Origin of the sequence: Variovorax frigidus, from assembly GCF_051216515.1 — a bacterium.
Taxonomy (GTDB): domain Bacteria; phylum Pseudomonadota; class Gammaproteobacteria; order Burkholderiales; family Burkholderiaceae_C; genus Variovorax.
Genome location: NZ_JBPJZF010000005.1, coordinates 522,011 through 534,594, shown reverse-complemented (window position 1 = coordinate 534,594; position 12,584 = coordinate 522,011). Strand labels below are relative to the sequence as shown.

The window sequence follows — 12,584 nt, the reverse complement described above, 5'->3', positions numbered from 1 at the left end:
TTGGGTGGTGATCGGCTCAGGAAGGCTTGCGGCCGAAAACCGGTGCCCGCTTCTCGGCAAATGCGGTGACGCCTTCGATCGCATCGGCCGTGCGGCCCGACGCGACCATGGCGGCGTGTTCCTGGCCGAGGTGCTCGGCCAGCGAATGCAGCGGGGCGAGGTCGACCAGGCGCTTGGTCCGGCCCAGCGCGCCGGTGGCGCTGCGCGCCAGCGAGGAGACCAGTCCCATGGCACGCGCACCCAGTTCGGCATCGGGCCAGACCGCGGACACGATGCCCCAGTCGAGGCAGCGCTGCGCCGACAACGGCTCGTTCGTGAAGAAGATTTCCTTGGCGCGCGCCGCACCCACGCGGCGCGCGAGGAACCACGAGGCGCCCACGTCGGGCGTGAGGCCGATGGCCGAATAGCCGCCGCGCAGCTTCATCGATTCGGCCGCCAGCACGATGTCGGCGCTCAAGGCCAGGCCGATGCCGCCGCCGCCGATGGGTCCGTTGAGCGCGCTCACCACCGGCACCGGCAGCCCCGCGAGCCGCTCGATCGCGCGGTGCAGCGGCGGGATGTGGGTGTCGAGCAGCGTGCCGATGTCGGCGCGCGCTTTCACGAAGTCGCCGATGTCGCCGCCGCCGCAGAAATGCCGCCCCTCGGCGCGTAGCAGCACCGCGCGCACGCTCGCGTCCCCCGCCACCGCCTCGACGGCCGCGATCAGCGCGGCCGACAGTTCCAGGTCGAGCACGTTGGCGCGCTCGGGGCGGTTCAGGGTGATGACGGCGATGCCGTCGCGACGGTCCAGCAGCACGGCGGAAGACATCGGGGGGACCTTTCGGATCGCCAGGTCGGCGACATGCCCGCAGCGTAGGCAGCGCCCCGGAAGGCGTCTTGTGTCCAGGCGCTGCGGCCCGGGCCGCCCTCCCCCGGGGAAACACCCATGTCAGATCGGCGAGATGCCGTGCCGCTTGTCGGGCCAGCCGCGGCTGGTCTTGCGCGGCAGGCAGCGCGCAAAGGTGGCGGCGATCACCGAGCGCGTGTCGCGGGGATCGATCACGTCGTCGATGCCGAAATGCCCGGCCGCATGCAGTGCGCCCAGTTGCTCGCGAAAGCGCGCAATCAGCTGCTCGCGCTTTTCGGTCGGCACCGGCGCCGCGTTCACCTGCCTCTGGTAGGCCACGTCGACCGCACCCTCGACCGACATCGCGCAGATCTCGGCCGTGGGCCAGGCCACGCAGAGATCGGCGTCGAAGCTGCGTCCGCCGCACATCGCGATATAGCCCAGGCCGTAGCCCTTGCGCAGCACCACCGACACGCGCGGCACCGTGGCCTGCCCCAGTTCGAACAGCAGGCGCGCACTGCGCCGCGCCAGCGCTGTGTCCTCGGCCTGGCTGCCGACGAGGAAGCCCGGCAGGTCGACCAGGTAGACCAGCGGCAGGCCGAAGGCATCGCAGACCGAGACGAAGTGCGCACCCTTCTCGCAAGCCTTGGCGTCGAGCGTTCCCGCCAGGTGCAGCGGCTGGTTGGCCACGAGGCCCACGGCCCGGCCCTCGAGCCGCGCGAAGCCCACCACCAGGTTGGGCGCGAAGCCAGGCTTGAGTTCGAGGAAGGAGCCCTCGTCGGCCACGCCCGCGATCACCGCGCCGATGTCGTAGGGTTTGCGCGGGTTGTCGGGCATCACGGTGGGCAAACCGGCCTCGGCCTGCGCATCGGGCTCGCGCGAGGGCGCCGCGGGCGCGGGCAGGCGTGCGTTCGACGGCATGTAGCCCAGGTAGGCGCGCACCAGCGCCAGCGCCTCGGCGTCGTCGCCGGCCGCGATGTCGGCCAGGCCGTTGCGGTCGGCCTGCACCGCGGCACCGCCGATCGCCTCCTTGTCGGCCACCTCGCCCGTGGCCGCGGTCACCAGCGCCGGCCCGGCGATGCCCATGGTCGAGGTGCCGCGCACCATCACCACGAAATCGCAGAGCGCCGCGAAGTTCGAGGGGCCCGCAAAGCCCGGCCCCATCACCACAGCCACGGTGGGCACCCAGCCCGAGAGCGCGACAGCGGTCTGGAAGTAGCGTGAGCCCTGCGCGAAATGGCGGCTGTCGAGCCCTTCCTGGATCCGGTGGCCGCCGCCGTCGAGCAGCATCACGAAGGGGCAGCCGTGCTCGAGCGCATGCTGCGCCAGCCGCTCGACCTTGGTCTCACCGATGCGGCCGTTCGAGCCGCCCAGCACGGTGAAGTCGAAGGCGCACAGGCAGACCGGCCGCCCGTCGATGCGCGCATGGCCGGTGATCACGCCGTCGAAGGGCGCCTGCAGCGATTCGGTGTCGAAGGTGTCGCGCTTGGGTTCGACCAGTGCACCGATCTCGTGGAAGCTGCCGGGGTCGACCAGCAGCGCGATGCGCTCGCGCGCCGACAGCTTGCCCAGCGCATGCTGGCGCGCGATGGCCTTGGGGCGGGCCGCGTCGGACAGCGCGTCGCGGCGTGCGATGAAGTGGTCGAAGGCCTGGCGCGTCGCGCCGTTCGAATCCTGGGAGGTGTCGTTGCTCATCTCTTCCTTGGGGGCGCCGCGGGATCGGCCGTGCGGTCGTAGGTCTGGGCATTGACGCCGGTCTCGCGCAGTTGCTGCTTGCGGATCTTGGCGGTCGGTGTCTTGGGCAGTTCGGCCATGAATTCCACGTAGCGCGGCACCATGAAGTACGGCAGTCGCTCGTCGAGGAAGGCGAGCAGCGCGGCGGCCGTCACGCCCTGCCCTTCGCGGCTCACCACGCAGGCCTTGATCTCGTCTTCGCTGGCATCGCTGGCCACCGCGATCACCGCGCACTCGAGCACCGCCGGGTGCTCATTGATCTCCTTCTCGACCTCGAAGCTCGAGACGTTTTCGCCGCGGCGGCGCATCGCGTCCTTGATGCGGTCGAGGAAGACGAACTGCCCGTCGGGCTCGCGCCGGAATGCATCGCCGGTGTGCAGCCACTGGTTGCGCCAGGCATCGGCCGTGGCCTGCGGCATGTCGTGGTAGCCGTCCATCACCATCCACGGCTCCTGCGTGCGGATCACCAGCTCACCCATCTCGCCGTCGGCGACCGGCCGGTCGTGGCCGTCGACCAGCCGCACCTCGAAGTCCGGCCGCGGCCAGCCAACCTTGCCCGGCTCGGCGCGACCCACGGGCGCGCGCAGCACGGTCGAGCCCTCGGTCAGGCCGTAGGCGGTACACACGGCCTCGATGCCGAAGCGGGCCTTGAACGCGTCGATCTGCGCCATCACCGGCACCATCATCACGCGCCGCAGCGGGTGCACCGCGTCGTCGGGCCGCGCGGGCTGGCGAAACAGGAAATTGGCCATCGCGCCCAGCAGCATCGTGTAGGTGCAGCCGTGGCGGCGCACGTCGTCCCAGAAGGTTGTGGCCGAGAAGCGCGGCAGCAGCACGTTGCTGCCGCCCGCGATCAGGTTGTTGTAGATCGCGGCCCACTGCCCGCCGATGTGGAACAGCGGCAGCGTGCACAGCGACACGTCGTCGGAGTCGGCCAGGCCGAGAACCTGCGGCGCCGCATAGCCGTAGGCATGCGCATGCGTGACACGCACACCCTTCGATGGCCCGGTGGTGCCCGAGGTGTACATGATGCCGATCAGGTCCCAGGGCTCGAGCTGCGCGGGCGCCTCGCGCGGCCCGCGCAGCGCGGCCCAGGGCCGCTGCCGCAGGCGCGCCGGCAACGTGACCGGCGCCTCGGCGCCGCGCACGACCACATGCGAAAGGCGATCCAGTTTGTCTGCCACCGCATCGAGCAAAGGTGCGTACGCCGCATCGATGACGATCACGCGCGCCCCCGAGTTGTTGATCACGTGCGCGAGGATCGAGCCCTTGTAGGCCGTGTTCACCGGCACCTCGACGCGCCCGCTGAGCGACAGCGCCCACCAGGCGACCACGAAGTCGAGGTGGTTGTCGAGCATCAGCAGCACCGGCTCCTGCCGCGCCACGCCCAGCTGCGAGAAGCCCGCCGCGAAGGCCAGCGCCTCTTCGTACAGCGCCGCGTAGCCCATGCCGCGCTCGGTGTCGCGCACCGCCATCTGGTCGGCGCGCTCGCGCAGGTGGCCCTCGAGCACCGCGGACAGCGTGCGCTGCGCCAGCGGCGGCAGGCTCATGACGTCGTCGATCGTCTGGCTCATGAAGCGGGGTCTCTCCTTCGATGCACCTGCAAGGTTTGAACGGTGAATGTTCAATTCGGATTGTCTGCAAGTATTGCCAGACAATCGACGGCGCCATCACCGTGCTTTCCCTTGGGGGCGTCGGGTCGGCTGCTTCTAAAATCAGCGCATCCGTCGGCCTGCCGGCGATTCCTCATCCGCACCGCGCGAGCCCGCATGAACAACACTGAGAAAGCACCTGCCACCCGGTCCGAGGTCGCCAGGGGGAAGGCTGCCGAGGAAAAGACCGCGCATCCGCGCAGCACCCCCGACCGCGTGGCCGACGCCATCAGCAAGGGCATCCTGATGCGCCGCTTCACGGTCGGCCAGCGGCTGATCGAGGCCGACCTCACGCGCGATCTCGGCGTGAGCCGCAGCACGGTGCGCGAGGCGCTGCGCATCCTCGCGTCGAGCGGCGTGGTCGACCTCACGCCGCACCGCGGCGCGGTGATCCGCTCGCTCTCGCGCGAGGACGCGGCCAGCCTGCTCGGCGTGCTGGAGGTGCTGTCGGGCCTGGCGGCGCGGCTGGCCGCGGCCAACATCGGCATCGGCCACAACGCGCGCCGCTTCGAGGCCGCGGCGCAGAAACTCATCCACGCCGAGAGCCCCGAGGCGCTCGACCGCGTGCTCGACGAACGCGCCAATTACTACAAGGTGATGTTCGAGATCGCCAACAGCAGCGAGCTCGACCGCGTGCTGCCTCAGGCGCGCGCCCACCTGTTCCGCGCGCAGTTCTATCACTCGCTCACGACGGCCGACCTGCGCTCGATGGTGGCCGAGTACCGCGCCATCACCGAGGCCATTCTCGAGGGCGACCAGGACAAGGCCGAGAAACGCATGCGCCGGCACCTGCAGAAGTCCGGCGAGCGCACGCTGCCGCGCATGTCGGACTTCAGGCTGAACTGAGCGCTCAGCGGCCTTGCCACTGCGCAGGCCGCTTCTGCGCAAAGGCCGCGGCGCCCTCGCGTGCGTCCGCCGATGCGTTGACCGCCGTCGCGATCGCGCGCTGGCGCTCGAACATCTCGGCGTCGCTCCAGGTGCGCGAGCCCTGCACGATCTGCTTGCTCGCGGCCACGGCCAGCGGCGCGTTGGCGTCGATGGCCTGCGCCAGCTTCAACGCGGCGGCGAGCGCCTCGCCCTTCTCGACCAGACGGTTGACCAGGCCCCAAGCCTGCGCCTGCTCGGCCGAGATCGGGTCGCCCAGCAGCGCCATCTCCATCGCCAGGTTGGCCGACAACCGGTGCGGCAGGCGCATCAGGCCGCCCGAGGAGGCGACCAGGCCGCGCTTGGTCTCCGGCAGGCCGAAGCTGACGCCGCGCGCCGCCACGACCATGTCGCAGGCCAGCACGATCTCGAAGCCGCCGGCCACCGCATGGCCCTCGACCGCGGCGATCAGCGGCTTGCGCGGCGGTGCCTCGCACAGGCCGGCGAAGCCGCGGCCTTCGATTGCGGGCTCGACGCCCTCGAATGCGAAGGCCTTCAGGTCCATCCCGGCGCAGAAGGTGCCGCCGGCGCCGGTGAGGATGCCCACGTGCAGCGCCGGGTTCGCATCGAGTTCCTGCATCGCCGCAGCGATGCCCAGTGCAACCGCCATGTCGACCGCGTTGCGCACCTCGGGCCGCTGGATGGTGACGACCAGCACATGCCCCTCGATGTGCGTGCCGACGGCTTGCGTTCGCGGCGCGCTCATCGCAGCCCCTTGCTGCCCGGCAGCGCGGTGCGCAGCTTGCCGACGATGCCGCTGGGGAAGAAGTAGACCGACAGCACGAACACCAGGCCGAACCAGAGCATCCAGCGGTCGGGATGGAACAGCTTGGCCAGCAGCGGCACCGACGTGAGCGAGCCGCTCAGGCCGCCCATCAGGCTCTGCAGGTAGTTCTCGGCCACGATGAACAGCACCGCGCCCACCACCGCGCCATAGACCGTGCCCAGCCCGCCGATCACCGCCATCAGCAGGATGTTGAGCATCACGTTGAAACCCACCGTGGTCTGCGGTCCGACATAACGAAGCCACAGCGCCATCAGAATGCCCGCGCAGGTCGCCAGCGCGGCGGCCAGGCAGTTGATCGCAATGCGGTAGTAGAGGGTGCGATAGCCGATGGCCTCGGCCCGGAAGTCGTTCTCGCGGATGGCTTCGAGCACCCGTCCGAAGCGGGAGTTCACCACCCTCAGCATCAACAGGAACAGCGCGGCCGAGACGAAGAAGATCAGGTAGTAGGTCAGCACGCGGCCGTTGATGGCGGTGCCGAAGACCGGCTCCTCGAACAGCCGGTAGGCCGGCGTCAGCACCTCGGGCAGGCGGAAGGTGCGACCGTCGTCGCCGCCGGTGATGCTGCTCAGCCGCATCACCAGCGCCCCGAACGCAGCGCCGAAAGCCAGCGTCATCATCGTGTAGAAGATGGCCTTCACCCGCAGCGAGATCAGCGCGATCAGGAAGGACAGCAGCACCGAGACCGCGATCGCGGCCACGGCGCCCGTGGTCATCGCGGTCCAGGTCGGGCCCATCTTGTACATCGCGATCGCCACGCCGTAGGCACCGATGCCGTAGAACATCGCGTGCGCGAAGGACACCACGCCGCAGTACCCCAGCAGCAGATCGAAGGACGCCACCAGCACGATGAACACGCAGACGGTGGCGGCCACGTTGAGCGAGCGCGCACCCGAGAACAGGAAGGGCGCGGTCGCGAGGTACAGCAGGATCAGCACCAGCAGCGTCGAGAGCATGCGGCTGCGCGGGAAGTCGCCGGAGAGGAGTCGGGTCAGCATGATGGCGGCCGCTAGTGCTTGTTGACGGGATAGAGCCCCTGCGGGCGCCAGAGCAGCACGATCATCATCACGATGATGTTCGACACCAGCGCCAGGTCGGGCAGCAGGAAGCTCACGTAGTTGGTGCTCAGCGCGATCAGCATCGCGCCGGCGAAGCAGCCGGTGACCGAGCCCAGGCCGCCGATGATCACGATGATCAGCATCTGCACCAGCACCTCGGCGCCGATCGCGACCGTGAACTGCTCGCGGTAGAAGGCCCACATCACGCCGCCCAGGCCGGCCAGCGCCGAACCCGCGACGAACACGCCGACGAAGATGCCGCGGATGCGGTAGCCCAGCGCCTCGACCATCGAGCGGTTCTCAACACCGGCGCGGATCAGCAGCCCGATGCGCGTGCGGTTGAGCAGCAGCGTCAGGCCGATGAACACCACCACGCCCACCGCCACCGCCACCAGCCGGTAGCGCTCGATGGCCACGTCGCCGAACAGGAAGGAGCCGCGCACCGCCTCGGGCAGCGGCAGCAGCATCTGGTTGGCGCCGAAGAGCACCAGCACCAGCTGCTCGATGATGATCATCGAACCGATGGTGATCAGGATCTGCTTGAGGTGATCGCCATACACCGGCTTGATGAACAGCCGCTCGTAGACCCAGCCGAGCGCGGCCGTGACCACCATCGAGAACGCGATCACGGCCGCGATGGCGGCGAGGCTGCCCCACACCGAGGGCGATTCGAGCAGGTGCCGCAGCGGCCCGACCAGGAGCGTGGCGGTGTAGGCCCCTACCGCCACGAAGGCGGCGTGGCCGAGGTTCATCACGTCCATCAGGCCGAAGACCAGCGTGAGCCCGCTGGCCATGATGAACAGCATCATGCCCATCGCGAGCGCGGCCACGGTCAGCGTGATCCAGGTCGGCACGCTGCCGATCACGGGCAGCGCGATGGCGATGAAGGCGAGGATGATCGCGCCGGGCACGAGGTCGCGCGTGCGGCCGGGCAAGGCCGCGAGCACGGGCGGGGGCGTCGCCGTTTCCGGCGTCAGGGTCGATTCGATGGCAGCCATGGGCTCTCCGTTCAATGGGCGCGGACGCTAGTGCACCGCGCCGGCGTGCAGGCCGAGCAGCCGCGCCTGCAGCGCTTCGTCTTCCGAGAGCGCCTGCATGCTGCCGGCGTGCACGATGCGGCCGTCGTCCATCACCGCGACGTGGTCGCCCAGCGAACGCACGAAATGGAAGTTCTGCTCGACGAGCAGGATGGTGGTGTCGCGGGCCTTGAGGTCTTCGAAGGCCTGCGCGAGGTTGTCGACGATGGCGGGCGCCAGGCCCTTGGTCGGCTCGTCGATCAGGAGCAGCTTGCGCGGCTCGATGATGGCGCGCGCGATCGCGACCATCTGCTTCTGCCCGCCCGACAGCGTGCCGCCGGGCCGCAGCCAGAAGCGCTTGAGCGCAGGGAACAGGCCGAAGATCCATTCCAGCCGCGCCTCGTCGAAGCGTCCGCTGATGGCCGCCAGGCGCAGGTTCTCCTGCACCGTCAGGCCCGAGAAGATGCCCATGTCCTCGGGCACGAAGGCGATGCCCCGGCGCGAGATCTCGGGCGTCTTCTCGGCCGTGATGTCGGCGCCGTCGAACATGAGCTTGCCGCGGCTGGCCTGCCACAGGCCCATGATGGTGCGCAGCGTGGTGCTCTTGCCCGCGCCGTTGCGGCCCAGCAGCACGGTGAGGCCGGCGCGCGGCACCACCAGGTCCACGCCCTGCAGGATGTGGTACTCGCCGATGTGGGTGTGCACGCCCGCGAGCGTGAGCAGCGGCGTGGCGTCGTGGGTGCGGGCTTCAGGCATGCGCGGCCTCCCGGCGTGCGGCCGGCGTGCGCTTCACGCCCAGGTAGGCTTCCTGCACGATGGCCGAGGCCATCACCTCGGCCGGCAGGCCGTCGGCCACCAACCGCCCGTTGTGCAGCACGACGATGCGGTCGGCCAGCGAATGGATCACGTCCATCTTGTGCTCCACCAGCAGGATGGTCTTGTCGCCGCGCGCCTTGAGGCGGCGGATCAGTTCGAGGATCACCGGCACCTCGTCGACGCTCATGCCCGCGGTGGGCTCGTCGAACATCACGATCTCGGGCTCCAGCGCCATCAGGATCGCGACCTCAAGCTTGCGCTTGTCACCGTGCGGCAGCTTGGCCGCGAGGTCGTCGCGTCGCGCCGCCAGGCCGACCTGCTCGAGGTAGGCCTCGGCCTGGTCGATCAGGTCGCGGCGGCTGCGCCACATGGCGAGCATGTTGAAGCCCGCGCGATGCCGGCTCTGCACCGCCAGCCGCACGTTCTCCGCCACGCTCAGGCGCGGGAACAGGTTGGTCAGCTGGAAGGCGCGCCCGATGCCGCGCACGGTGCGCTGGGCGGCGTTCAGCCGCGTGATGTCCTCGCCCTTGAAGTACACCGCGCCCGCGCTCGCCGAGAGCTGGCCCGACAGCAGGTTGAAGTAGGTCGTCTTGCCGGCGCCGTTGGGGCCGACGATCGCGGTCAACGTGCCGGCCGCGAACTCGGCCGTCACGTCGTCGACCGCGGCATGGCCGCCGAAGCGGATGCCGAGCCCGCGGCTCGCGAGCGCGGGCGGGGAAGGCGTCGATGCCGTCATGTCGCAGGCTCCCGTTCGGGGACGCCGCGGAACCGGCTTTGCCGGGCCGCTGGTGTCGCCCCCGGAAGGGGGAAGGCGAAGCGACACGCAGCGCGCGAAGCCCTCGGGGGAGAGCCAGGGATACCGTGGAACCGGCTTTGCCGGGCCGCTGGTATCGCCCCCGGTGAGGGGGTTGGCGCAGCGACACGAAGTGCGCGAAGACTGGGGGTGTGCCACATCTCAGCGCTTGACCGTGATCGGCAACGGCATCTCCGACGCCGGGATCTCGCGCACCAGGTCGAACAGGTCCCACTCGCTGGTCGGCGACTTCTTCATGCGGAACTGGTACTGCGACTGCAGCGCCTGGTGGTCTTCCTTGCGGAAGCTCATCTTGCCTTTGGGCGTGTCGAACTCCATGCCTTCCATGGCGGCGATGAGCTTGGGGGTGTCGACCGAGCCGGCCTTCCGGATGCCTGCGACGATGGCCGCGGCGGTGACGAAGCCACCCGCGGTGAACAGGTCCGGCGGCACCTGGTAGCGCTTCTGGTGCTCGGTGACCAGCCAGTCGTTCATCGGGTTCTTGGGGAAGCCGTAGTAGTAGAAGGTGCCGCCCGACACGTCCAGGCCCTTCCAGGGCTTGGCGTTCTCGAGGTTGGCGCCGCCGATCGACAGGAACTCGATGCCGTAGCGGCCCGGGTTCAGTTCCGAGATCTTGCGGATCGGGTTCGGCGCGCCCCAGATCACCACCAGGTACTTCTTGCCCTGCAGGTCCTTCATGCGATCGAAGACGCGCTGCATCGGCGCGGTGAAGTCCGAAGTCGACAGCGGAATGAATTCCTCGTGGATGACCTTGGCCTTGCTCTTGGTCGAGACCAGCGCGTCCTTGAAGGCCTTCACGCCGTCCTTGCCGTAGACGTAGTCGGGCGCGAGGAAGGCGATGTTGTCGCCGTCCTTGAGGCCGGCCGCGCTGGCCAGCGCGTCCTGGAAGGAATTGCGGCTGGCGCGGAACAGGTACTTGTTCCAGGCCGAACCGGTCAGGGAATCGGCGATGGCCGGCTCGACCATCAGGATCTTGCCGTACTCCTCGGCCACCGGCGCCATCGACAGCGCGCCGCCCGACCACGAGGTGCCGACCGCGATGTCGGCCTTGTCGTCGGCCAGCGCCTCGGTGAGCATCGCCTTCGACAGTTCGGGCTTCATCTGGTCGTCCTTGACGATCACCTCGATCTTCCGGTTGAGCAGCGTCATCGAGCCCTGCGTGAGGTATTCCAGGCCCAGGCGCAGGCCGCGCTCGGTGTCGCGCGCATAGGCCTCCGAGGGACCGGTCTTGCTCGCGATCAGCGCGATCTTGATCGGCTTCTCCTGTGCCATCGCTTGCGGCGCGATCCAGCAGGTCAGCGCGGCGGTGGCCGCGAGGATGAGTTTCTTCAGCATGCTTGTCTCCTTGTGATTTGTCTGGGTAACGCTTGCAACGGCTGTGCGTCGCCCTATCCGACCGCGCGCTGCTGGCCCTTCCAGTAGGGCTCGCGCAGCAGGCGCTTCAACACCTTGCCGCTGGGGTTGCGCGGCAGCGCGTCGACGATGTCGATGCTCTTCGGGCATTTGTAGTGCGCGAGGTTGGCGCGCATGAAATCGATGATGTCGCGCGCCTCGGCGGTGGTGCCGGGCCGCAGCACCACGCAGGCCTTGACCGCCTCGCCCCAGGTCGCATCGGGCACGCCGATCACAGCGCCGTCGGCCACCGCGGGGTGCCGCATCAGCACGTTCTCGACCTCGGCCGGGTAGATGTTCTCGCCGCCCGAAAGGATCATGTCCTTGATGCGGTCGTTGATGTAGAGGTAGCCGTGCTGAAGGTAGCCGCCGTCGCCAGAGCGGAACCAGCCACCGTTGGCGTTGCGGCCTTCGGGGTAGGCCGCGGCCGTGGCCTGCGGGTTGCGCCAGTACTCCTTGAGGTTGCGGTCGGACTCGATCCAGATCTCGCCGACCTCGCCGTCGGGCAGGTCCTGCAGGCCGATCGGATCGACGATGCGCAGCCGGCCACCGCCGATGGGCCGGCCCGCCGAACGCAGCAGTTCGGCATCCCCCGAACGGTGGTCCTCGGGGAACAGGAAGGTCGCGGGGCCCGAGACCTCGGTCAGGCCGTACACCTGCAGGAAGTCGCAGCCGAAGACCTCGAAGGCCTGCTGCAGCACCGTCTCGCTCACCGGCGAGCCGCCGTAGGCCATGAGCTGCAGCGTGCCGAAGTCGTGCGACCTGGCATCGGGCACCTGCAGCATGAACAGGATCATGGCCGGCACCACGAAGGTGTGCGTGATGCCGTGCCGCGCAAAGGCCTGCAGGTAGCCCTTGGGGTCGAACTCGGCATAGGCCGAGGTCTGGCCGCCCGTGTAGAGCGTGAGCAGCAGCATCGTCATGCCCGCGACATGGAACACCGGCAACGGATTGCCCAGCACGTGGCGATGGTCGAATTTCCATTCCTTGGCCACCACGCGCGAGGTCGACAGCAGCCCGGCATGCGACAGCACGATGCCCTTGGGCAAGCCGGTGGTGCCCGACGAGTACAGCTGCAGTGCCGCATCGTGCGTGTCGGCCGCCACGGGCGTGAAGGCGTCGGAGGCGCCCGCATACCAATCGGCCAACGAAGGGATGCCGCCGGTGGCCGCGCCGGTGCACACCAGCGTCTTCACGCCGGGCATGTCGGCCTTCTCCACCACCGGCAGGAACTCCGCATCGGCCATGAGGAATGGCGCCTCGCCGTTGTTGACGATGTACTCGATCTCGGGGGCCGCGAGCCGCCAGTTGACCGGCATGCACACGGCGCCCAGCTTGCACGCGGCCAGCGTCACGAGGATGCATTCGATGTGGTGCTTGGTCAGCACCGCCACCCGCGTGTCGCGCTGCACGCCGGCCGCGGCCAGCGCGTTGGCGATGCGGTTGCTGTGCGCCTCTACGTCGCGATAGCTCAAACGCCGCTCGCCGCTGCGGTAGGCGATCTCGTCGGGGCGCTCGGCCAGTTGCCGCTTCAGGCTGTCGATCAGGGTCTGGTCCTGCATGTCTGT

11 protein-coding genes are annotated in these 12,584 nt (G+C 69.1%); 1 reads left to right on the top strand and 10 read right to left on the bottom strand.

The window, feature by feature from the left end; genetic code table 11:
• Positions 1 to 16: 16 nt before the first annotated feature.
• From ACSFBC_RS17860 to ACSFBC_RS17850, 3 genes are all read right to left on the bottom strand, one after another.
• A complete protein-coding gene (locus ACSFBC_RS17860; protein WP_435511680.1) occupies positions 17 to 808 on the bottom strand; it encodes an enoyl-CoA hydratase-related protein in 792 nt (263 codons plus the stop codon).
• Between the two features lie 120 nt (positions 809 to 928).
• Positions 929 to 2,521 carry an acyl-CoA carboxylase subunit beta gene (locus tag ACSFBC_RS17855; RefSeq protein ID WP_435511679.1) on the bottom strand — a complete coding sequence of 531 codons (1,593 nt, stop codon included), beginning with the start codon at positions 2,519 to 2,521 and terminating at the stop codon, positions 929 to 931.
• Positions 2,518 to 4,134, bottom strand: a complete 1,617-nt coding sequence (locus tag ACSFBC_RS17850; protein ID WP_435511678.1) for an AMP-binding protein — start codon at positions 4,132 to 4,134, stop codon at positions 2,518 to 2,520. The genes ACSFBC_RS17855 and ACSFBC_RS17850 overlap by 4 nt, the downstream gene beginning before the upstream one ends.
• Positions 4,135 to 4,329: 195 nt before the next feature.
• Here ACSFBC_RS17850 and ACSFBC_RS17845 point away from each other — a divergent pair, with 195 nt between their 5' ends.
• Positions 4,330 to 5,058, top strand: coding sequence for a GntR family transcriptional regulator (locus ACSFBC_RS17845; RefSeq protein ID WP_435511677.1), 729 nt, complete (start codon positions 4,330 to 4,332; stop codon positions 5,056 to 5,058).
• Positions 5,059 to 5,062: 4 nt separating this feature from the next.
• Here ACSFBC_RS17845 and ACSFBC_RS17840 read toward each other — a convergent pair whose 3' ends face one another.
• The 7 genes from ACSFBC_RS17840 to ACSFBC_RS17810 form a co-directional block, all read right to left on the bottom strand.
• On the bottom strand, positions 5,063 to 5,842 hold the full coding sequence (locus ACSFBC_RS17840; protein ID WP_435511676.1) for a crotonase/enoyl-CoA hydratase family protein: 780 nt from the start codon (positions 5,840 to 5,842) through the stop codon (positions 5,063 to 5,065).
• The gene (locus ACSFBC_RS17835) at positions 5,839 to 6,918 is read right to left on the bottom strand and encodes a branched-chain amino acid ABC transporter permease (protein WP_435511675.1); all 1,080 of its coding nucleotides are present in this window, start codon (positions 6,916 to 6,918) and stop codon (positions 5,839 to 5,841) included. Before ACSFBC_RS17835 ends, ACSFBC_RS17840 begins: the two co-directional genes overlap by 4 nt.
• 11 nt (positions 6,919 to 6,929) lie before the next feature.
• The gene (locus tag ACSFBC_RS17830; RefSeq protein ID WP_435511674.1) at positions 6,930 to 7,976 is read right to left on the bottom strand and encodes a branched-chain amino acid ABC transporter permease; all 1,047 of its coding nucleotides are present in this window, start codon (positions 7,974 to 7,976) and stop codon (positions 6,930 to 6,932) included.
• Positions 7,977 to 8,003: 27 nt separating this feature from the next.
• Positions 8,004 to 8,750, bottom strand: a complete 747-nt coding sequence (locus tag ACSFBC_RS17825) for an ABC transporter ATP-binding protein (RefSeq protein ID WP_435511673.1) — start codon at positions 8,748 to 8,750, stop codon at positions 8,004 to 8,006.
• Positions 8,743 to 9,546 carry an ABC transporter ATP-binding protein gene (locus ACSFBC_RS17820; protein ID WP_435511672.1) on the bottom strand — a complete coding sequence of 268 codons (804 nt, stop codon included), beginning with the start codon at positions 9,544 to 9,546 and terminating at the stop codon, positions 8,743 to 8,745. Before ACSFBC_RS17820 ends, ACSFBC_RS17825 begins: the two co-directional genes overlap by 8 nt.
• Positions 9,547 to 9,765: 219 nt before the next feature.
• Positions 9,766 to 10,956 carry a substrate-binding domain-containing protein gene (locus tag ACSFBC_RS17815; protein ID WP_435511751.1) on the bottom strand — a complete coding sequence of 397 codons (1,191 nt, stop codon included), beginning with the start codon at positions 10,954 to 10,956 and terminating at the stop codon, positions 9,766 to 9,768.
• A 56-nt stretch (positions 10,957 to 11,012) separates the two neighbouring features.
• On the bottom strand, positions 11,013 to 12,578 hold the full coding sequence (locus ACSFBC_RS17810; protein WP_435511671.1) for a long-chain-fatty-acid--CoA ligase: 1,566 nt from the start codon (positions 12,576 to 12,578) through the stop codon (positions 11,013 to 11,015).
• Positions 12,579 to 12,584 lie beyond the last annotated feature (6 nt).